Source organism: Caenispirillum bisanense (genome assembly GCF_900230255.1).
Classification (GTDB): domain Bacteria; phylum Pseudomonadota; class Alphaproteobacteria; order Rhodospirillales; family Rhodospirillaceae; genus Caenispirillum; species Caenispirillum bisanense_A.
In genome coordinates this window covers 22,300-42,239 of sequence record NZ_OCNJ01000015.1, presented here as the reverse complement: position 1 = coordinate 42,239, position 19,940 = coordinate 22,300, and the positions used below count along the sequence as shown (strand labels likewise).

Sequence of the window (19,940 nt, the reverse complement as noted above, 5' to 3'; positions counted from 1 at the left end):
TGCGGCGTTGCTAGCATGATGGCCCGTGAGCGAAATGCTCGCCCCCTTCGGTCGTCGCGCAACAGCCCGGCGGCCGCGGCTCTCGCGGCCTCGCCCCAGCGGCGGGGACTGCACCCGTCCCGTCCGGGCGACGGGAGCCGCACCACTCGGACAAACCGAAGGAGAGCCCCACATGACCATTCGCACGTTCGGCACGGCGCTGACCGCCGCCGCCGCCATCTTCGCCGCTTCCGCGTCGCTGACCGCGGCCCAGGCGGAGACCTGGAAGTTCGCGCTGGAGGAAATCGAAGGCAGCGTCCAGGACCAGTACGCCCAGCGCTTCAAGGAGCTGGTGGAGGAGCGCACCAACGGCGACGTCACGGTGCAGATCTACCCCTACGGCGCGCTCGGCACCTCGGCGCAGCTGACGGAGCTGGTGGCCAACGGCACGCTGCAGTTCGCCAACGCCTCGCCGGGTCACCTGGCGACCATGGTGCCGGCCATGGGCGTGTTCAACCTGCCCTACATCCTGAGCGCCAAGGACGAGGTCAACAAGGAGCTGCTCACCGAGGGCAGCACCGTCTACGACATGCTGGCGCCGGAGTTCGAGGACAAGAACCTCAAGCTGCTCGCCATGTATCCGGAAGGCGAGATGGTGTGGACGACCAACAAGGAAGTCCGCAGCCCCGAGGACTTCGACGGCTTCAAGATGCGCACCATGACGTCGCCGATCCTCACCGAATCCTACAAGGCCATGGGCGCCGACCCGACGCCGATGCCCTACGGCGAGGTCTACGGCGCGCTGCAGCTCAAGCAGATCGACGGCCAGGTGAACCCGGTCTTCGCCATCGAGGAGATGAAGTTCTACGAAGTCTCCGACTACATGATCTGGGCCGGCCAGCAGGAGTTCACCACCTCGGTCGTCGCCAACCGCGAGTTCTACGAGGGCCTGCCGGAAGAGCAGCGCAAGATGGTCGACGAGGTCACCACCGAGCTCGCCGACTTCATCTTCGAGGTGAAGCGCCAGTACGCCCAGGAGCGCCTGGACAAGATCAAGCAGGCCAAGCCGGACATGCCCATGATCCAGCTGACCGAGGAAGAGCGCGCCAAGTTCAAGGAAGCCGCCATGGGCGCGCGCGACGTCTACATCGACATGACCGGCGGTGAAGGCGGCGAGGGCGAGAAGGTCCTCAACGCCCTGACCGAGGAGATCAAGGAACTCGAGGGCGAGTCGTAATCGGCCTCACTCCTCCGACCTTCGAAACACACGACGCCGCGGTGGATCTTCCACCGCGGCGTTCGCCGTTTCAGCCTGTTCCGAGCCGCAGCACGGCGAGGGCTATGCCGGGGAAGGCGACCAGCAGCACGATGCGCACCGCATCCGCCGCCAGGAAGGGCAGCACGCCGCGGAAGGCGCGCGGCAGCGAGGTTTCGGGCGCGAAGGACTGGATGACGAAGATGTTCAGCCCGATGGGCGGCGTGATGAGCCCGACTTCCACCACCACCAAAACCAGCACGCCGAACCACGCCGCCAGCTCCGCCGGGGCCAAGCCGAAGTCGAGACCGCTCACCACCGGCCACACCACCGGCACGGTGAGCAGGATCATGGACAGGCTGTCCATGAGGCAGCCCAGCACGACGTAGCCGAGCAGGATCAGCCACAGCACCGCATAGGGCGGCAGGCCGCTTTCCGCCACCAGCGCCGCCGCCTCCATGGGCAGGCGCGACAGGGCGAGGAAGGCGTTGAACAGGTCGGCACCGATCAGGATCAGCGCGATCATGGACGTCAGCTTGGCGGTGCCGAGCAGGCAGTCGACGAAGCCCGCCAGCCGCATGCCGCCGACGACGACGGCCGCGAGCCCGGTGGCGGCGGCGCCGACTGCGGCCCCTTCCGTCGGGGTGAAGACGCCGCCGTAGATGCCGCCGACCACCACGGCGAAGATGACCAGCACGGGTAAAGCCTCCGCCACCGCCCGCAGCCGTGCCGCCACGGGGGCGGGCGGGGCGGCAGGTCCGGCCGCGGGGCGCAGGCGCACGACGACGGCGATGGCGGCCATGTAGCCGGCCATGGCGAGCAGCCCGGGCACCACGGCGGCGGCGAACAGGTCGCCGATGCTCTGTTCCGTCAGCAGGGCGAAGACCACCAGCACGACGCTCGGCGGGATCAGGATGCCGAGGGTGCCGCCGGCGGCCAGCGCGCCGCAGGCGAGGCCGCCGTCGTAGCGGTAGCGGGCGAGTTCGGGCAGCGACACCTGCGCCATGGTGGCGGCGGTGGCGACGGAACTGCCGCAGATGGCCCCGAACCCGCCGCAGGCGCCGACGGCCGCCATGGCGACGCCGCCGCGCCGGTGGCCGAGGCAGGCATTGGCGGCGGCGAACAGGCGCCGGCTCAGGTCGCCCGCGGTGGCGAACTGCCCCATGAGCAGGAACAGCGGGATGACCGACAGCGAATAGGAGGCGGCCGTGTACCACGGCGCCGTCGCCAGGTGGTCGAGCAGCGGGCCGGCGCCGGCGATCAGCGCGTAGCCGACGCCGCCGGTCACCAGCATGGCGACGCCCACCGGCACCGCCAGCGCGATCAGCCCGAACAGGGCCGCGAACATCACCAGGGCCAGCACGACGCCGCTCACCCGTCACCTCCGCTTTCGTGGCGGCGGCAGAGTAACGGGTGGCGGCGGAATTGAAAGGGTCAGTGCGCGCCCGGGGGCGGGGCCGCGATGGGCCGGCGTCGGCGCGGCGGCGGCGCCACGGCCCGGCACGCGAAGTCGTTGAGGCGCACCAGCCGCATGGGCAGTGCTCCGCCGATGTCGCCCGGCCGCAGCGCCACGCTGCGCCGGGCGACGGTGTCGGCGGCGCGCACGATGCGGCGGCACACGGCGCCCGGCAGGTCGATCAGGCCATCGGCGGCGGCGGCGCCGAGGGCGAACCAGAGGGCGGTGTTGGCCTCGATGGCGGCCACCTGGCGCTCGGCGCTGGGGGCCATGACGATGCGCTCGCTGGCGTCGAACAGGGCGCGGGCGATGTCGGGCGGCGTGATGGGGGCCGGCTCGGCCGGCGCGAGCACGACCGTCGGCCGGCTGTGGACGATATGCATGGGAGGTCTCCCCGGGTGGATCAGGCGCATGGGACGGCGGCCGCAGGGGGCGGCCGGGCGGCTCAGGCCAGGGTCCTCGGGGGCGGCAGCAGCGGGCGCAGGCTGCGGGCGTGCAGGCGCAGGGGGCGGTCGGGCCAGGCGATGCGCACCGGCACCGGGCGAGCCGGCGGGCCGGCGAAGAGCGGCGGCGGCCCTTCCGCCGAGGCGGCTTCCCCGCCGTCGTCATCGGCCGCGAGCCGGGTCGCCATCTCGGCGGCGACGGTGTCGCCATCGGTGAGGGTGTGCTCCGCCGGCGCCGGCAGGGGTGCCTGCGCAACCGCGCGCAGCGGCTCGGGCGCGACCAGGACCAGCAGCGCGAGCAACGTGACGACGGTGGCGACGATGGTGCGGAGCATGGCCCTTTGCCTCTCTCTCGCCCCGATCATAGGGAGGCGCGCCGCCGGTGCCTATCCCTTTCGGGTGGCACCGGCTTTACATATCCGTCAGTGGGAGACGTACGCCTTCTTCGCCTCGCGCCGGCGGGCGTGCAGCACGGGCTCGGTGTAGCCGCTCGGCTGCTCGCGGCCCTTGAACACCAGATCGCACGCCGCCTCGAAGGCGACGCTGCCGTCGAAGTCCGCCGTCATGGGGCGATAGAGTGGGTCGTCGGCGTTCTGCTGGTCGACCACCGCCGCCATGCGTTCCAGCGTCGCCCGCACCTGCTCGGCGCTCACCACGCCGTGGTGCAGCCAGTTGGCGATGTGCTGGCTGGAGATGCGCAGCGTGGCGCGGTCCTCCATCAGGCCGACGTCGTTGATGTCGGGCACCTTGGAACAGCCGACGCCCTGGTCGACCCAGCGCACCACATAGCCGAGGATGCCCTGGCAGTTGTTGTCCAGCTCGGCCTGCACCTCCTCCGCCGACCAGTTGGGGCGATCGGCCAGCGGCACGGTCAGGATGTCGTCCAGGCTGGCACGCGGGCGAGTCTTGATCTCCTCCTGCCGACGCGCCACGTCGACCTCGTGGTAGTGCAGGGCGTGCAGCGTGGCGGCGGTGGGCGAGGGCACCCAGGCGGTGTTGGCGCCCGCCTTCGGGTGGCCGATCTTCTGCACCAGCATGTCGGCCATGCGGTCCGGCATCGCCCACATGCCCTTGCCGATCTGGGCGTGGCCGCGCAGGCCGCAGGCGAGGCCGATGTCGACGTTCCAGTCCTCGTAGGCCTTGATCCAGGCCGCACCCTTCATGTCGCCCTTGCGGATCATGGGGCCGGCTTCCATGGACGTGTGGATCTCGTCGCCGGTGCGGTCGAGGAAGCCGGTGTTGATGAACACCACCCGCTCGCGCGCCGCCCGGATGCACTCCTTCAGGTTCACCGTGGTGCGGCGTTCCTCGTCCATGATGCCCATCTTCAGGGTGTTGCGCTTCATGCCGAGCGCCTGTTCGACGCGCCCGAACAGCTCCACCGCGAAAGCCACTTCGTCGGGGCCGTGCATCTTCGGCTTGACGATGTAGACCGACCCGGCGCGGCTGTTGCGGTAGCGGCCGTAGCCGGTGAGGTCGTGCAGGGCGATGGCGGCCGTACACATGGCGTCGAGCATGCCTTCGGGGATGTCGGAGCCGTCCTCCAGCTTCACCGCGTCGATGGTCATCAGGTGCCCGACGTTGCGGATGAGCATGAGCGAGCGGCCGGGCAGGGTGATGGTCTCGCCGTCGCGGCCGGTGTAGGTGCGGTCGGGGCTGAGGTGGCGCTCCAGCGTCTTGCCGCCCTTCTCGAACACGGCCGACAGGTCGCCCTTCATAAGGCCGAGCCAGTTGCGGTAGACGCCGACCTTGTCCTCGGCGTCGACGGCGGCGACGGAATCCTCGCAGTCCATGATGGTGGTGACGGCGCTTTCCATCAGCACGTCGGCGATGCCCGCCGCATCGTCCTTGCCGACGAAGTGGCCGCGATCGAAGCGGATCTCGGCGTGCAGGCCGTGGCGCGCCAGCAGCACCGCCCCCGGCTCCGTCGGGTCGCCACGGAAGCCGGCGAAGACGTCGGGATCGACGGGGCCGGTGAGGCGGCCGTCCTTCAGGTGCACCGCCAGCTCCTCGCCGTCGATCGAGTAGCGCACCGCATCGGCGTGGCTGCCCTCGCGCAAGGGGGCCATGGCGTCGAGCACGGCGCGGGCGCGGGCGACCACCTTGGCGCCGCGCACCGGGTTGTAGCCGCGGCCGGCCCCCGCCCCGTCGGTCTCGGGGATCACGTCGGTGCCGTAGAGCGCGTCGTAGAGGCTGCCCCACCGGGCGTTGGCGGCGTTCAGGGCGTAGCGGGCATTGCTCACCGGCACCACCAGCTGCGGGCCGGCGATGGTGGCGATTTCGGCGTCCACGTCGGCGGTGGTGACCTGGAAGTCCGGCCCCTCGGGCAGCAGGTAGCCGATGTCGCGCAGGAAGGCCGTGTAGGCCGCCCGGTCGATGGGCGCGCCGCGCCGCTCGCGGTGCCACTGGTCGATCTGCGCCTGCAGGCGATCGCGCACCGCCAGAAGCTCGCGATTGCGCGGCGCCAGGTCGTGGGCGAGGGCGTCGAGCCCCTGCCAGAACTGCTCCGGCTTCACGGGGGTATTGGGCAGGGCCTCGGTGCTGATGAAGTCGTAGAGCGGCTTGGCGACGCGCAGGCGGCCGGCGGTGATCCAGTCGGTCACGATGAACTTTTCCCCTGTTCTTGGTCTTTCCATGGGCCCGGACGGGCGGGCAAACGTGAACTCTCAGGATCGGCTCTCGCATCGGCCGGTTCAAGGGGGACGGTGGCATCGCCTGCGGGGCGGATGCGCCCGAATGCTCCGTTGCCTGCCTTGCCAGACGAACAAAATTCGAACATACTCCGCCGGTCGGAGAAGAACGAACCATGGACATTCAGAACAAGCTCGCCATTCTGGCCGATGCCGCCAAGTACGACGCCTCCTGCGCCTCGTCGGGCTCCAAGCGCGCGGCGGACGTGCCGGGCGGCAAGGGCCTGGGCGCGCAGAGCGGCATGGGGATCTGCCATTCCTTCACGCCGGACGGGCGCTGCGTGTCGCTGCTCAAGCTGCTATTGACCAACTTCTGCGTCTACGACTGCGCCTATTGCGTGAACCGCAATTCGAGCAACGTCGCCCGCGCCCGCTTCACGCCGGAGGAGGTCGTGCGCCTGACGCTCGACTTCTACCGCCGCAACTACATCGAGGGGCTGTTCCTGTCGTCGGGCATCATCCGCAGCCCCGACTACACCATGGAGCAACTGGTGCGGGTGGCGAAGAGCCTGCGCCTCGACCACGGCTTCCGCGGCTACATCCACCTGAAGACCATCCCCGACGCAGATCGCCTGCTTCTGGACGAGGCGGGGCTCTATGCCGACCGTCTGTCCATCAACGTCGAGCTGCCGAGCGAGCGCAGCCTGGGCGACCTGGCACCGCAGAAGGACGTGGGCTCCATCCGCCGCTCCATGGGCTCACTGCGGCTGCGCATCGACGAGGCGCGGGCGGAGAAGAAGGCGCCACGCTTCGCCCCGGCCGGCCAGACGACGCAGATGATCGTCGGCGCCGACGCCACCGACGACCGCGGCATCATCGCCTCCAGCGCGCTGCTCTACGGCTCCTACGGCCTGCAGCGGGTGTACTACTCGGCCTTCAGCCCGATCCCCGACGCCGCCCGGGTGCTGCCGCTGAAACCGCCACCGCTGGTGCGCGAGCACCGCCTCTACCAGGCCGACTGGCTCATGCGGTTCTACGGCTTCGCGCCGACCGAAATCGTCACCGACGGCGGTGGCATGCTGGACCTGGAGGTCGACCCCAAGCTCGCGTGGGCGCTCGCCAACCGCGACCGCTTCCCGGTCGACGTCAACAAGGGCGCGCGGGAGATGCTGCTGCGCGTGCCGGGCGTCGGGGTGAAGACGGTCAACCACATCCTCGCCATCCGCCGCCATCGCACCCTGCGGCTGGAGGATCTGGCGCGGCTGCGCGCCAGCCTGCCCAAGGTGCGGCCCTTCGTCGTCACCGCCGACTGGCGGCCGCGCACGCTCGACAGCGCCCACCTGCGGCGGCACTTGACGCAGGACGCCCCGCGCCAACTCTCCCTGTTCTGACCGCCGCCATGATCGCCGCCGAACTCGCCGATCCCACCGACCTGAAGGCCTGGAAGGGGCTCGCCCGGGCGCTGCTCGCGGCCGGTGTGCCGCCGGCCGAGGTGACGTGGCGCGACGCCGGCGACCCGGTGGCGGATCTCTTCGCCGGGCCCTTGCCGCCGCCGGCCCCGGCCGACTACCGCCCGCCCGTGCCGCGCGCCTTCGTGGCCCTGGCGGAGATGGTGCTGCGCCACCGCTCGGCGGAGCGGCTGGACCTGCTCTATCGGCTGCTGTGGCGCTTGGCGGCGACGGGGGAGCGGTCGCTGCTGGCCGTGCGCTCCGACCCCGACGTGGCGCGGGCGGCGGCGCTGGAGAAGCAGGTGCGGCGCGACGCCTATCACATGAAGGCCTACCTGCGCTTCCGCGAGGTGGCGGGCGAGGACGGCGCCCTGCACTACGTGGCGTGGTTCGAGCCTGACCATCGGGTGACGGAACTGGCGGCGCCGCACTTCACCCAGCGCTTCGCGACCATGCGGTGGTCCATCCTGACGCCCGACCGCAGCGCCCACTGGGACGGCGCGGCCCTGCGCTTCGACACTGGTGCCGCCAAGGCCGACGTACCGACTGAGGATGCGCTCGCAAGCTATTGGAAAACCTACTACTCCAGCATCTTCAATCCGGCTCGCCTGAAGGTCGACGCCATGCTCGCGCAGATGCCGCGCAAGTACTGGAAGAACCTCGGCGAGGGCGAGATCATCGACGGCATGGTGGCCGCCGCCGCGGCGCGGGTGCAGGGCATGGTCGCCGCCGGCCCGACGGCGCCGGCGCGCAAGGGGCGCGTGGCGGCGGAGCGGGTGGAGCCGGTGGTGGCCTCGGCCCATACGCTCGACGGCTTGCGGCAGGAAATCCACACCTGCCGCGCCTGCCCGCTGTGGCAGCCGGCGACCCAGGCGGTGCCGGGCGAGGGATCGGCGGCGGCGCGGCTCATGCTGGTGGGGGAACAGCCCGGCGACCAGGAAGACCTGACGGGCCGGCCCTTCGTGGGGCCGGCGGGGCAGGCGCTGGATGCGGCGCTGGCGGCGGCCGGGCTCGACCGCGAGTTGCTCTACATCACCAGCGCCGTGAAGCACTTCAAGTTCGAGCCGCGCGGCAAGCGGCGCGTCCACCAGCGGGCGAGTTCGCGGGAGGCGGCGGTGTGCGGCGGCTGGCTGGAGCGGGAGGTGGAGCTGGTGAAGCCGGACCTCATCGTCGCCATGGGGGCGACCGCCGCCCGCGCCCTGCTCGGCCGCGACGTGGCGGTGATGCAGGAGCGCAGGCGGGTGATCGAGCACGGCTGGCGTCGCGTGCTGGTCACGGTGCATCCGGCCGCCGCGCTGCGTCAGCAGGACGCCGACGCGGCACAGCGTTATGCCGAGGCGCTGGCCGCCGACCTGGCCCTGGCGGCGCGGCTGCTGGCGGGGCAGGCCGCTTGAGCGTGCGGTCGGCCGACCGGCTGCCTCAGTTCACCCGGCGGCGGGGCGGCACGGGGGCGTCGTCCTCGTCGTCTGCCGTTTCCTCGAACCACGGCTCGATCCAGAACCGCCGCAGCGGGTTGCCGATGGACTCGTCGCGCACCAGGAACTCGGCCTGCGCGCGGGACATGGGGCCCGACATGCCGCGCTCGCTCGTCACCGGGCTGCGCCAGCAGACGCGGAACAGGCGGCAGTGGACGATGCGACTCTGATCGGTCGTTTCCGTGAACATGGCGGACCACCTCCTTGATGTTCTTGTTGGGGACCAAAGTCCTGCCGAGGCGTCGATTCATGCGTCGAAGGTCGCGCTTCGGTCATTGGCTATTATAACAAAAGGCATGGAGAAAAGATCCGTAGGGCAGGGCGGACCATCCTTAATTTTGCGGGCGACGGAGTCGGCCTTCGTCCGGCGGAACGATGGTGGCGCTTCTCGCCCGCTGGTGGAGCCGCGACCCCGCCAGCCCCGCCTGTCCGGTTCCATTGGCAGGCTTGACGTCGTACGGCGTGTACCGTGCTGGCGGTGGGCAGTGCGGAAGCGCTATCCTGGCGTTCGGATACCACGAAGGTGGTGGAGAAGGTGATGACGGATAGACTGGCGCGCGATGCCGGTGGTGCGGTGGACGAGATCGTCGCCGAGATGCGGCGCGGCTTCCTCGACGAGGCCGGCGAGCTGCTGCGCCGCCTCGAACTGCTGGTGGAGGACGCCCGCCACGGCCGGGTGACGGCGGCGGACATGATCCACGAGGTCCGCCGGGGCGCCATGCGCCTGCGCGGCGAGGCGGCCAACCTGGGCCTCGGGCTCGTCGGGGCGGTGGCGGCGCGGCTGGAGGATTATCCGGCCGGCGTGAAGCACCTGCCGCCGCGCGCCTTCGACGACCTGGAAGCCTTCATCGAAACCCTGCTCGACATCGTCGAGGGCCGCATCCCCTTGGACGGCGAGGCGGCCCGGCTGGTGCGCAAGCTGCCGCCCAAGGCCGGCTTCTCGGTCGGCGACATCGAGGTGCGCGACGTCGAAGTGCTGCTGGTCATGCCCTACGGCACCGCGGCGCACTTCGTCGAACGCGAGTTGCAGCAGTGCGGCTATCGCACCCACACCGTCGCCAATACCTTCGACGCCGTCGCGGTGGTGGTCCGCACCAAGCCCGACCTGGTGATCGTCGGTGCCGTCATGCCGGAACTGTCGGGCATCGATCTGGTCATCGGGCTGCATTCCATGCCGGCGACCCGCAACACGCCGACCGCCCTCATCACCAGCCTGCCGCCCGACGACGACTACCTGAAGCTGATCCCCAAGGACGTGCCCATCATCCACAAGGGCCCGCAGTTCGGCGACGATCTGGCCGAGGCGCTGGACCGCCTGTTCCTCATCTGACGGCAAGGACCCTGGCAAAGGCGGCGGCGAGCCCCCATTGTGGAGAGGCGCCGCCGTCCGGCGGCCGCGTCCTCGACACCGACAGAACAGGGAACCCCCGCCGCATGGAGACCCGTCCGCTCGGCCGCACCGGCCTTTCCGTGTCCGCGCTCTGCCTCGGCACCATGACCTTCGGCGAGCAGAACACGCAGGCCGAAGGCTTCGCGCAACTCGACCTCGCCCGCGACCACGGCGTCACCTTCCTCGACGCCGCCGAGATGTATCCGGTGGCACCGCGTGCCGAAACGCAGGGCCGCACCGAGGAAATCGTCGGCGCCTGGCTGGCCGACCGTGGCGGCCGCGACCGCGTGGTACTGGCCAGCAAGGTCGCCGGCCCGGGTGGCATGGAATGGATCCGCGGCACCGGGCGCCGCCTCGATCGCGCCAACATCCTGGCGGCGGTCGACGGTAGCCTGAAGCGACTGAAGACCGATTACATCGACCTCTACTACCTGCACTGGCCCGACCGGCCGACCAACTTCTTCGGCCGCCTCGGCTACAGCCACCGGCCGGAGGCGGAGAGCATCGCCCTGGAGGAGAGCCTCGCCGCCCTGCAGGACTGCGTGACCGCCGGCAAGATTCGCCACGTCGGACTGTCCAACGAGACGCCGTGGGGCCTCATGCGCACCGTCCATCTGGCGGAAAGCCGGGGCCTGCCGCGGCCGGCCTGCATCCAGAACCCCTACAACCTGCTCAACCGCAGCTTCGAGATCGGCCTCGCCGAATGCGCCATCCGCGAGGAGGTGGGCCTGTGCGCCTACAGCCCGCTCGGCTTCGGCACGCTCAGCGGCAAGTACCTGGGCGACCAGCGGCCGGCGGGGGCGCGCCTGACGCTGTTCCCGGAACGCTACGGCCGCTACGTCAAGCCGCGCGGCGTGGCGGCGACGGAGGCCTATGTCGCCATCGCCCGGCGCCACGGCCTCGACCCGGCGCAGATGGCGCTGGCCTGGGTGACCTCGCGGTCCTTCACCACCTCGACCATCATCGGCGCGACATCCCTGGAGCAGTTGCGCAGCAACCTCGGCAGCGCCGACTTGACGCTGTCCGACGACGTGGTGGCCGAGATCGAGACGGTGCACGAGGGCAATCCCAACCCCTGCCCGTGACCCGGTCGCAGGGCGGCGGCGCTCGAGGGTGGCGGCCGGGGCGACCTGCCGCTACACTGCGGCACGACTTCGCGTGCCACCTGAGAGACCGCCGCCATGTACCTGGACATCAAGGGCTCGTTGTTCGGCTCGATCCCCTTCGGCAACGACTTCACCCACATGCTGTTCGGCATGGTGGTGCTGCTGGTGACGGCCATCGTCTTCCGCCGCCCCGTCGGCCAGTGGGCGACGCTGCTGCCGGTGGTGCTGATCTCGGCCGCCATGGAACTGGTCGACGTGCTCGTCTACGGCCAGGCCGCCGGCGCGGCGGCGCGCGATTTCGTCACCTTCTGCCTGATCCCGGCGGTGCTGGTGCTGTCCTTCCGCCAGGGCTGGGCCAAGGCCTGACGGCGCCGGCCTCAGGCGCTTTCCGCCCGGGGCACGGCGTAGGGCTCCAGCACCCGGTCGGCCGGGAAGCGGACGGTGACGGTGGTACCGTCGCCGGGCCGGCTGTCGACCGCGAGCGAGGCGCCATGCAGCTCGGCATAGGCGCGCGCCAGCGGCAGGCCGAGGCCGGTTCCCTCGTAGCGGCGGCCGAGCCCGGAGTCGACCTGGACGAAGGGCCGCAGCGCCCGCTCGATGTCCTGCGCCGTCATGCCGATGCCGCCGTCGGCCACCACCAGCGTCAACCCGCCGCCCGCCTCGCGCGTCACCCGCACGGCGACGGACCCACCGGCCGGCGAGAAGCGGACCGCGTTGGACAAAAGTTTCACCAGCATCTGCTCGATGCGCCGCCGGTCGCCACGCAGGGCGGCGGGCCGTCGCGGCACGTCCACCACCACCACCGGCGCGTCCGGGCCGGGGGGCGGGGCGGTGAAGGCGACGGCGCGCTCGATGCAGGGCGCCAGTTCCACCCGCTCGTCGGCGACGGTGAGCCGGCCGGCGTCGAAGCGCGCCATGTCGAGGATGTCGTCGATCACCGCCAGCAGGTGCCCGCCGGAGCGGTGGATGTTGGAGGCGTATTCGCGGTAGTTGGTGGCCGCCTCGGCCGAGGGGGCCAGCAGGTCGTTCTCGATCATCTGCGCGAAGCCGATGATGGCGTTGAGCGGCGTGCGCAGCTCGTGGCTCATGTTGGCGAGGAACTCGGTCTTGGCGCGGCTCGCCGCCTCCGCCGCGTCGCGCGCCTTGCGCAGGTCGGCGGTGCGGTCGGCCACCTCCATGGCCAGCTGGTCGCGATGGGCCGCCAGCTGGGCCTGAGCCGCGGCCAGAGCCTGGGTCGCGGCCTTGCGGGCGGTGATGTCGACCAGCCACGCCACCACCGCCGGTTCGCCGTCGAACTCTCCCATGACGGCGTGTTCCAGCACCCACACGGGGGCGCCGTCACGCCGCCGGTAGCGGTATTCCATGTCGAGCGCCACACCGTCGCGGGTGAGGCGGTCGAGCTGCGCCGCCCGGTCCTCGGGGTCCTCGTAGAGGTGGGTGACGTCGAAGGCGGCGATTTCGTCGGGCTGCAGGCCGAACAGCGCGCGAAAGGCCGAGTTGTTGAACACCAGCCGGCCGTCCGGGCGCACCACGCAGGCGGCGACCGGGCTGCCGTCGAGCATCTGGCGCAGCCGCGCCTCGCCGGCGACGGCCTCGGCGGTCCGTTCGGCGACGCGGCGTTCGAGGTCCTCGTTGGCGGCGGACAGCGCCGCCGCGGCCAGACGGCGCTCGCGCATCAGGGCCGCGAAGGGCAGGGAGGTGACGGCCAGCGCCGCCAGCACCACCGCGAGCGGCGCCAGGTCGCGCACGTCGGCCACCGCGCCCCAGGCGCCGGCCCCGGCGGCGGTCTCCGCCACCGCCACCGCCGCCACGAGGCCGAGGGCGACGGCGCTCTTCACGGCCGACCAGGCGGCGAGGCCCATCAGGACCGGCAGGATCAGAAAGGGCAGAACGGCGGCGACCGACGCATGCGCCGGTCCCGCCGCGAACACCAGCCAGGACAGGCCGGCGACGGCCGCCCACAGCAGCAACCGCCCGGCCGCCGTCCAGCGTCCCATCTTCAGGCCGCCGGCGACCGCCAGGAGCAGCGGCGGCGCCAGCGCCGCCACCGCCACGTAGTGGCCGATGGCCCAGCGCAGCAGGGAGTCCTGGAAGGGCTCGGGATCCTTGGACGCACCTGCCACGACGATTTCCGCCAGGGCACCGAGGGCGGCGCTCCAGATGGCGATGCCGCCGGCACCCAGGGTTAGCAGGGCGAACACGCCGCGCAGGGTCAGGACGAGGTCGAGCGGCTGGTCCTGCACGGCGTGGCGGGCGTAGATCGCGCTCCACACCACGGCGAAGCCGATGCACACCGCCAGGGTCAGGGCCAGCAGCGGATCCTCCGGCCGCACCGCCCAGGCGGCGGCGAACAGGCCCGCCAGGGCGCCCGGCAGGAAGCGCCGCCCGGCGCCCAGGACGACCGCGGCAGCCACCGCCGTCGGCGGTGCCAGTGCAGCCTGCCACAGGCTGTCCAGTGCGGGCATGGCAGCGGCGGCCAGGCCCAACAGGGCGCAGAGCACGGCCACGCCCACGTTCACGAGTGCGACGACCATCATGTGCGTTGCTCTCGGCTCGCGTCGCGCCGGTTGCGGCTGCGACGCCGGTTTCCTCCGCCGATGAGCCTACGCCCGGAAAGACCCTTTCTGGTATAAGGTAAAAGCCATAGGCGATCGGTCGGACCGCACCCGGCCGAAAGGCCAGAGCGCCGCCCTGGCCGAAGGAAAGGGGCCGGTCAGGCGTCCGCCAGGGTGCGCAGCAGCGCCGTCAGGCGCGCCCCGCCCTCGGCCGGCGCCGCCGAGTTGTCCAGGGTGACGCGGTTGGGGTGCTCCACCGTGAAGGCGGCGGCGCGCGCCAGCCGTTCCTCGATCTCCGCCGCCGTCTCGCGGCCGCGGGCGATCAGGCGGCGACGCAGTTCCGGCAGATCGACGCGGATCACCACCGGCACCAGGTCGGGGTAGCGCTCCGCCGCCTGCGGCAGGTACCCGCGCGAGCCGTTGACCACCACCGTCAGCCCCGCCGCCAGCCACAGGTCGATCTCCCGCCCAATGCCGTAGGCCAAGCCGTGGCTATGCCATGACAGGGCGAACAGGCCCCGGCTTTCGCGCAAAGCGAACTCCGCCGGGCTCAGCGGCACATGCACCTCGCCGCCCGCATCGGCGCTGCGCGTGATGTAGCGATGGGCGAAGACGACGGGCGCGCCGCCGTCGAGCGCGCGGCGGGCGATGTCGATGAGCGTGTCCTTGCCGGCGCCCGAAGGACCGAGGACATAGACGAGGCGGCCTATAGTCATGAGCGAACTATTACACCGATACCTTTCTTGTGGACAAGCTAGACGAAGCGGTTTAGACGTCTAAGGACTTATGTTCGTGAGACTGTGCTTTCACTGAACTTTCATCCTCCGGTCGCGAAAGAGTCGCGGATCGGCGGGTATATCCTTCGGCCAGAGCCCACCAGAAAAAGGATGGCGCTGTGCCGGCCATTGCCGTTTCCCAGCTCAGCAAATCGTTCCAGCGCGGTCACCGCGCCCTCGCCGACATCGCCATGACCGTGGGCGAGGGCGAGATGGTTGCCCTGATCGGTGCATCGGGGTCGGGCAAGTCCACCCTGCTGCGCCACTTGTCGGGCCTGACCATCGCCGACCGCAACGGCGGCGCCGCCCGCGTCGAGATCCTCGGCCGCCCCATGCAGGCCGCCGGCCGCCTCGCCCGCGATGCCCGCCGCATCCGCGCCGACGTCGGCATGGTGTTCCAGCAGTTCAATCTCGTCGGCCGCCTGAGCGTGCTGACCAACGTGCTGCTCGGCTGCCTCGGCCGCATCCCGGGCTGGCGCGGCACGCTCGGCATGTTCACCGAGGACGAGAAGCGCGACGCCATGCGGGCGCTGGCCCGCGTCGGCATGGCGGACTACGCCGCCCAGCGCGCCTCCACCTTGTCGGGCGGCCAGCAGCAGCGCGTCGCCATCGCCCGCACGCTGATGCAGAAGGCGCGGGTGATCCTGGCCGACGAGCCCATCGCCTCGCTCGATCCGGCCTCGGCCAATACGGTGATGGAGGCGCTGGCCACCATCAACCGCGAGGACGGCATCACCGTGGTGGTGTCGCTGCACCAGGTGAACTACGCCGCCAAGTACTGCCCGCGCACGGTCGCCATGCGCGGCGGCCAAGTGGTTTACGACGGCGTCTCGACGGCGCTGACCCCGGCTTTCCTGACCGACCTCTACGGCGCCGACAGCGAGGAGCTGCTCATCGACGCCCGTCCCGAGCGGGACCTCGAGGTCGCCGACAGCCTCGCCCGGCCGGCCTTCGCCGCCGGGATGTGACGGATCGCCGGCCGCCCGGCGCTCCGACGACCACAAAACGACCCTGCATCGCCAATCCATCAGGTACGGGAGCACCAACCCCATGCAGTTCCGCAACATCCTCGCCGCCGCCTCGGTCGCGGCCGTCACCCTGACCGGCGGCGCCGCCATCGCCGCCGACATGCCGAAGGAGCTGAACTTCGGCATCATCTCGACGGAATCGACGCAGAACCTGAAGCAGACCTGGACGCCGTTCCTCGCCGACATGGAAAAGGCGACCGGCATGAAGATCAACGCCTTCTTCGCGCCGGACTACGCCGGCATCATCGAAGGCATGCGCTTCGGCAAGGTGGACGTGGCGTGGTACGGCAACAAGTCGGCCATGGAGGCGGTGGACCGCGCCGGCGGCGAGATCTTCGCCCAGACCGTCGATGTCGAGGGCAACCCCGGCTACTGGTCGCTGCTGGTGACCCACAAGGACAGCCCGCTGAACAGCCTGGACGACGTGCTGAAGTGCGACAAGTCGCTCGACTTCGGCTATGGCGACCCCAACTCCACCTCCGGCTTCCTGGTGCCGTCCTATTACGTCTTCGCCCAGAACGGCAAGGACCCGAAGGACTGCTTCGCGGCCGTGCGCAACGCCAACCACGAGACCAACCTGGTCGCCGCCGCCACCAAGCAGGTCGACCTGGCCACCAACAACACGGAAAACCTGCGCCGCATGCAGGTGACGCATCCGGAAATGGCCAAGGACGTGAAGGTGATCTGGCGCTCGCCGCTGATCCCGTCCGACCCCATCGTGTGGCGCCAGGAACTGCCGCAGATGGCCAAGGCCGAGCTGATGAGCTTCTTCATGTCCTACGGCCGCATCGGCTCGTCGGAAGAACTCGACGCCAGCCGCAAGGTGCTGTCCGACCTCGGCTGGGCGCCGTTCCAGCCGTCGTCCAACGCCCAGCTGATCCCCATCCGCCAGCTGGAGCTGTTCAAGAACCGCGCCAAGGTGGAAGCGGCCGAGGGCCTGAGCGCCGATGAGAAGAAGCAGAAGATCGCCGAGATCGACAAGCAGCTCGAGGATCTGAAGGCCGAAGCGGCCAAGCAGCCGAAGACCGCCTCCTGATCCACACCTGACGACGGCGCCGCCTCCCCGGCGGGGAGCGGCGCCGTTTCCTTTCCCGCACCCCGGAGCCCCGATCCATGACCGCCTCCACCGCCGCCCGCCGCTCCCTCCAGAGCCTCGAGCCGCCGCGTCGCGCCCTCAAGCAGTCCCTCGGCTATTACCTCGGCTGGGCCATCCTGCTCGGTCTGCTGGTGTGGTCGTGGGAAGGCGCCGACATGCGCCCGGCCGCCCTGGTGGAATACTGGCCGAACATGGTGCGCTTCAGCTCGGGCTTCTTCCCGCCGGATTTCAGCGAGTGGAAGATGTACCTGGAGGAGATGGTCATCACGGTGCAGATCGCCGTGTGGGGCACGGCCCTGTCCATCGCGCTGTCCATTCCCTTCGGCATCCTGTCGTCGGAAAACATGGTGCCCTGGTGGATCTACCAGCCGGTGCGCCGCCTGATGGACGCCTTCCGCGCCATCAACGAGATGGTCTTCGCCATGCTGTTCGTGGTGGCGGTCGGCCTCGGGCCCTTCGCCGGCGTGCTGGCGCTGTTCATCCACACCACCGGCATCCTCGCCAAGCTGTTCTCGGAAGCCGTGGAGGCAGTGGATCCGCGCCCGGTGGAGGGCATTCGCGCCACCGGCGCCGGCTGGCTGCAGGAGGTGGTGTTCGGCGTCATCCCGCAGGTGATCCCGCTGTGGATCAGCTACAGCCTCTACCGCTTCGAGAGCAACGTGCGCTCGGCCACCGTGCTCGGCATCGTCGGGGCGGGCGGCATCGGGCAGGTGCTGTGGGAATACATCCGCGGCTTCTATTACGCCGAGACCGCCGCCGTGATGCTCATCATCATCGCCTCCGTCTCGCTGCTCGACGTGGCGTCGCAGCGCCTGCGCAAGCTGTTCATCTGACCATCATGATGCACCACGAGACCATCCCGAAGACCCTCGGGCAGGAGCCCTTCCTGCACCCCTCCGCCGAGCTGCGCGACACCGTGTTCGGCCGCTATTGCGAGGTCGGCGCCCGCACCCGCATCGTCGAGAGCGGCTTCGGTGACTACAGCTACATCGGAGAGGACGGCGACGTCGCCTACACGACCGTCGGCAAGTTCGTGAACATCGCTGCGGCGGTGCGGCTCAACCCCGGCCAGCACCCCATGGACCGGCCGTGCCTGCACCACTTCCAGTACCGCAGCGCCATGTACGGCATGGGCCCCGACGACGACGCCTTTTTCGACGGACGGCGCGCCAAGCGGCTGGTGATCGGCCACGACGTGTGGATCGGCCACGGCGCCACCATCATGGGCGGCCTCACCGTCGGCACCGGCGCCGTCATCGGGGCAGGGGCCGTGGTGACCAAGGACGTGCCCGACTACGCCATCGTCGGCGGCGTGCCCGCCAAGCCGCTGCGCGAGCGCTTTTCCTTCGAGATCCAGATGGCCCTGAAGCGCATCGCCTGGTGGGACTGGGACCATGACCGCCTGACCGAAGCCCTGCCGGATTTCCGCACCCTGGGCGTGGAGGGATTCATCCGGAAGTACGGGTGAGAGGCGGTTGCCGGGAAAAAGTATATCAATGGTGCAAGAGAATAGCCGACCGTCTGTATAGACTTTCGTTTCTCAGCCTTTGGAGGTAGAGCAGCGGCCTGCGGTCGTGATGCATGCGGTGCTCGCGCCCGCGCTGTGTTTCCCCAGGACGAAGACCAAGAACAATGCTGCTCGAGAAACTGTCGATCGCTCGCCGTCTGTGGCTGACGGTGATCGTGACGGCCGTCGGCGTGCTCGCCGCGTCGGCCATCGGCCTCGTGATGATCAAGTCGGTGATGCTGTCGGAACGCGAGGAGATGCTGCGGGGCGTGGTCGCCTCCACCGTCTCCGCCGCCCTCGCCGGCGCGACGGGCGCCGATGGCACCCTGGACGAGGCCGCCTTCTCGGAAGCCCTGAAGGGCGCCCGGTTCGGCGACAACGAGTATTTCTTCCTCTACGGCTACGACGCCGTCATGCGCATGCATCCGCACAACCAGTCCCTGCTCGGCAAGGACCGCAGCGGCATCGCCGACACCACCGGCAAGCTCTACGTCGCCGAGATGGTGGAGAAGGCGAAGACGGGCGGCGGCACCGTGACCTACTGGTTCCCGAAGCCCGGCACCGAGAAACCGTCGCCCAAGATGGCCTATGTGCAGCCGGTGCCGGGAACGAAGCTGTTCGCCGCCACGGGCGTCTACATCGACGATATCGATACCGCCTTCTGGAACCAGGCGTGGCTGCTGGCCGGCGTGGTCGCCGTGCTGCTCGGGCTGGCCGTCGTCGCCTCGCTGGTGCTGCGCCGCTCCATCGTGCGCCCGCTGGCGGTGCTGACCGAGGACATGCAGCGCCTCGCCAAGGGCGACACGTCGGTCGTCATCGAGGGCACGCAGCTGAAGACCGAACTGGGCGCCTTCGCCCGCGCCCTGGAGGTGTTCAAGGAGAACGCCATCGAGCGCGACGCCGCCCTGATGCGCGAACGGGAAGAAGACCGCCGCAAGGCCGAGCGCACCGCCCGCATCGACGCCCTGACCACCGAGTTCGAGAAGACGGTCATCGCCCTGGTGACGGACGTGGACGCCGCCGCCCATCACCTGTCGGAGACGGCCGGTACCCTGTCGTCGGCCGCGTCGCAGACCACCGGCCAGTCGGCCGAGGTGGCGGCGGCGTCGGGGCAGGCCTCGTCCAACGTGGACTCCGTAGCGGCGGCCACCGAGGAGCTGTCGGCGTCGGTGTCGGAAATCGGCCGCCAGGTGCAGACCTCGTCGGAAATCGCCGCCCGCGCCGTGCAGCAGGCCGAGGCGACCAACGCCACCATCAGCGGCCTCGCCACCGCCGCCGACCGCATCGGCCAGATCGTGCAGCTCATCACCGACGTGGCGTCGCAGACCAACCTGCTGGCCCTCAACGCCACCATCGAGGCCGCCCGCGCCGGCGAGGCCGGAAAGGGCTTCGCGGTGGTCGCCAACGAGGTGAAGTCGCTCGCGACGCAGACGGCCCGCGCGACGGAAGAGATCGCCACCCAGATCGCCGGCATCCAGCGCGAGACGGCCGAGGCGGTGGACGCCATGGCGCGCATCGCCGCCACCATCGAGGACATGAACACCATCTCCGCCGGCATTTCCTCGGCGGTGGAGGAGCAGCACGCGGCGACCGCCGACATCGCCCGCAACATCCAGCAGGCGTCCCACGGCGTGGCCGACGTCAGCCGCAGCATCGCCGGCGTGTCGTCGGCGGCGGAACTCACCAGCCAGGCCTCTCGCGACGTCGACGCCCGCGCCGACACGCTGAAGCGCCAGGCGCGTGCGCTGGGCGAGTCCGTCGAGACCTTCCTGGCCCGCATCCAGGCCGCCTGACGA

The 19,940-nt window shown here is 70.3% G+C and carries 18 protein-coding genes; 11 read left to right on the top strand and 7 right to left on the bottom strand.

Features of this window, described 5'->3' with window-relative positions; genetic code table 11:
* Positions 1-172 precede the first annotated feature (172 nt).
* Positions 173-1,216: a TRAP transporter substrate-binding protein DctP gene (gene dctP, locus CRP50_RS22510; RefSeq protein ID WP_097281452.1), complete on the top strand. Its 1,044-nt coding sequence runs from the start codon at positions 173-175 to the stop codon at positions 1,214-1,216.
* Positions 1,217-1,286: 70 nt separating this feature from the next.
* Here the strand turns inward: dctP and CRP50_RS22505 are convergent, their stop codons facing one another.
* From CRP50_RS22505 to CRP50_RS22490, 4 genes are all read right to left on the bottom strand, one after another.
* Positions 1,287-2,609 carry a TRAP transporter large permease gene (locus CRP50_RS22505; RefSeq protein ID WP_176525312.1) on the bottom strand — a complete coding sequence of 441 codons (1,323 nt, stop codon included), beginning with the start codon at positions 2,607-2,609 and terminating at the stop codon, positions 1,287-1,289.
* A gap of 59 nt (positions 2,610-2,668) precedes the next feature.
* Complete coding sequence (locus CRP50_RS22500; protein WP_097281451.1) at positions 2,669-3,073, bottom strand: hypothetical protein; 405 nt, start codon at positions 3,071-3,073, stop codon at positions 2,669-2,671.
* A gap of 62 nt (positions 3,074-3,135) precedes the next feature.
* Positions 3,136-3,468, bottom strand: coding sequence for a hypothetical protein (locus CRP50_RS22495; protein ID WP_097281450.1), 333 nt, complete (start codon positions 3,466-3,468; stop codon positions 3,136-3,138).
* Between the two features lie 87 nt (positions 3,469-3,555).
* Positions 3,556-5,736: a malate synthase G gene (locus tag CRP50_RS22490; protein WP_245913630.1), complete on the bottom strand. Its 2,181-nt coding sequence runs from the start codon at positions 5,734-5,736 to the stop codon at positions 3,556-3,558.
* Between the two features lie 203 nt (positions 5,737-5,939).
* Here CRP50_RS22490 and CRP50_RS22485 point away from each other — a divergent pair, with 203 nt between their 5' ends.
* Complete coding sequence (locus tag CRP50_RS22485; RefSeq protein ID WP_097281448.1) at positions 5,940-7,154, top strand: putative DNA modification/repair radical SAM protein; 1,215 nt, start codon at positions 5,940-5,942, stop codon at positions 7,152-7,154.
* Between the two features lie 8 nt (positions 7,155-7,162).
* Positions 7,163-8,605, top strand: coding sequence for a UdgX family uracil-DNA binding protein (locus CRP50_RS22480; RefSeq protein ID WP_097281447.1), 1,443 nt, complete (start codon positions 7,163-7,165; stop codon positions 8,603-8,605).
* A 25-nt stretch (positions 8,606-8,630) separates the two neighbouring features.
* Here the strand turns inward: CRP50_RS22480 and CRP50_RS22475 are convergent, their stop codons facing one another.
* Positions 8,631-8,876 carry a hypothetical protein gene (locus tag CRP50_RS22475; protein ID WP_097281446.1) on the bottom strand — a complete coding sequence of 82 codons (246 nt, stop codon included), beginning with the start codon at positions 8,874-8,876 and terminating at the stop codon, positions 8,631-8,633.
* Between the two features lie 348 nt (positions 8,877-9,224).
* Between CRP50_RS22475 and CRP50_RS22470 the strand changes: the two genes are divergently transcribed.
* The 3 genes from CRP50_RS22470 (at position 9,225) to CRP50_RS22460 (ending at position 11,548) form a co-directional block, all read left to right on the top strand.
* A complete protein-coding gene (locus CRP50_RS22470; RefSeq protein WP_097281482.1) occupies positions 9,225-10,016 on the top strand; it encodes an Hpt domain-containing protein in 792 nt (263 codons plus the stop codon).
* A gap of 104 nt (positions 10,017-10,120) precedes the next feature.
* Complete coding sequence (locus tag CRP50_RS22465) at positions 10,121-11,161, top strand: NADP(H)-dependent aldo-keto reductase (protein WP_097281445.1); 1,041 nt, start codon at positions 10,121-10,123, stop codon at positions 11,159-11,161.
* Between the two features lie 96 nt (positions 11,162-11,257).
* Entirely contained in the window at positions 11,258-11,548 is a 291-nt protein-coding gene (locus CRP50_RS22460; RefSeq protein ID WP_097281444.1) for a hypothetical protein, read from the top strand.
* 11 nt (positions 11,549-11,559) lie between these two features.
* Here the strand turns inward: CRP50_RS22460 and CRP50_RS22455 are convergent, their stop codons facing one another.
* The gene (locus tag CRP50_RS22455; RefSeq protein WP_097281443.1) at positions 11,560-13,719 is read right to left on the bottom strand and encodes a PAS domain-containing sensor histidine kinase; all 2,160 of its coding nucleotides are present in this window, start codon (positions 13,717-13,719) and stop codon (positions 11,560-11,562) included.
* Between the two features lie 176 nt (positions 13,720-13,895).
* Positions 13,896-14,453, bottom strand: coding sequence for a phosphonate metabolism protein/1,5-bisphosphokinase (PRPP-forming) PhnN (phnN, locus tag CRP50_RS22450; protein WP_097281442.1), 558 nt, complete (start codon positions 14,451-14,453; stop codon positions 13,896-13,898).
* 179 nt (positions 14,454-14,632) lie between these two features.
* On the opposite strand from phnN, the gene phnC reads away from it, so the two are divergent.
* From phnC to CRP50_RS22425, 5 genes are all read left to right on the top strand, one after another.
* On the top strand, positions 14,633-15,481 hold the full coding sequence (gene phnC, locus CRP50_RS22445; protein ID WP_097281441.1) for a phosphonate ABC transporter ATP-binding protein: 849 nt from the start codon (positions 14,633-14,635) through the stop codon (positions 15,479-15,481).
* A gap of 82 nt (positions 15,482-15,563) precedes the next feature.
* Positions 15,564-16,577 carry a phosphonate ABC transporter substrate-binding protein gene (gene phnD / locus CRP50_RS22440; RefSeq protein ID WP_097281440.1) on the top strand — a complete coding sequence of 338 codons (1,014 nt, stop codon included), beginning with the start codon at positions 15,564-15,566 and terminating at the stop codon, positions 16,575-16,577.
* Positions 16,578-16,654: 77 nt separating this feature from the next.
* Positions 16,655-17,470: a phosphonate ABC transporter, permease protein PhnE gene (gene phnE / locus CRP50_RS22435; RefSeq protein WP_097281439.1), complete on the top strand. Its 816-nt coding sequence runs from the start codon at positions 16,655-16,657 to the stop codon at positions 17,468-17,470.
* A gap of 5 nt (positions 17,471-17,475) precedes the next feature.
* Positions 17,476-18,105: a DapH/DapD/GlmU-related protein gene (locus CRP50_RS22430; RefSeq protein ID WP_097281438.1), complete on the top strand. Its 630-nt coding sequence runs from the start codon at positions 17,476-17,478 to the stop codon at positions 18,103-18,105.
* A gap of 164 nt (positions 18,106-18,269) precedes the next feature.
* On the top strand, positions 18,270-19,937 hold the full coding sequence (locus tag CRP50_RS22425) for a methyl-accepting chemotaxis protein (protein ID WP_176525311.1): 1,668 nt from the start codon (positions 18,270-18,272) through the stop codon (positions 19,935-19,937).
* Positions 19,938-19,940: the final 3 nt, after the last annotated feature.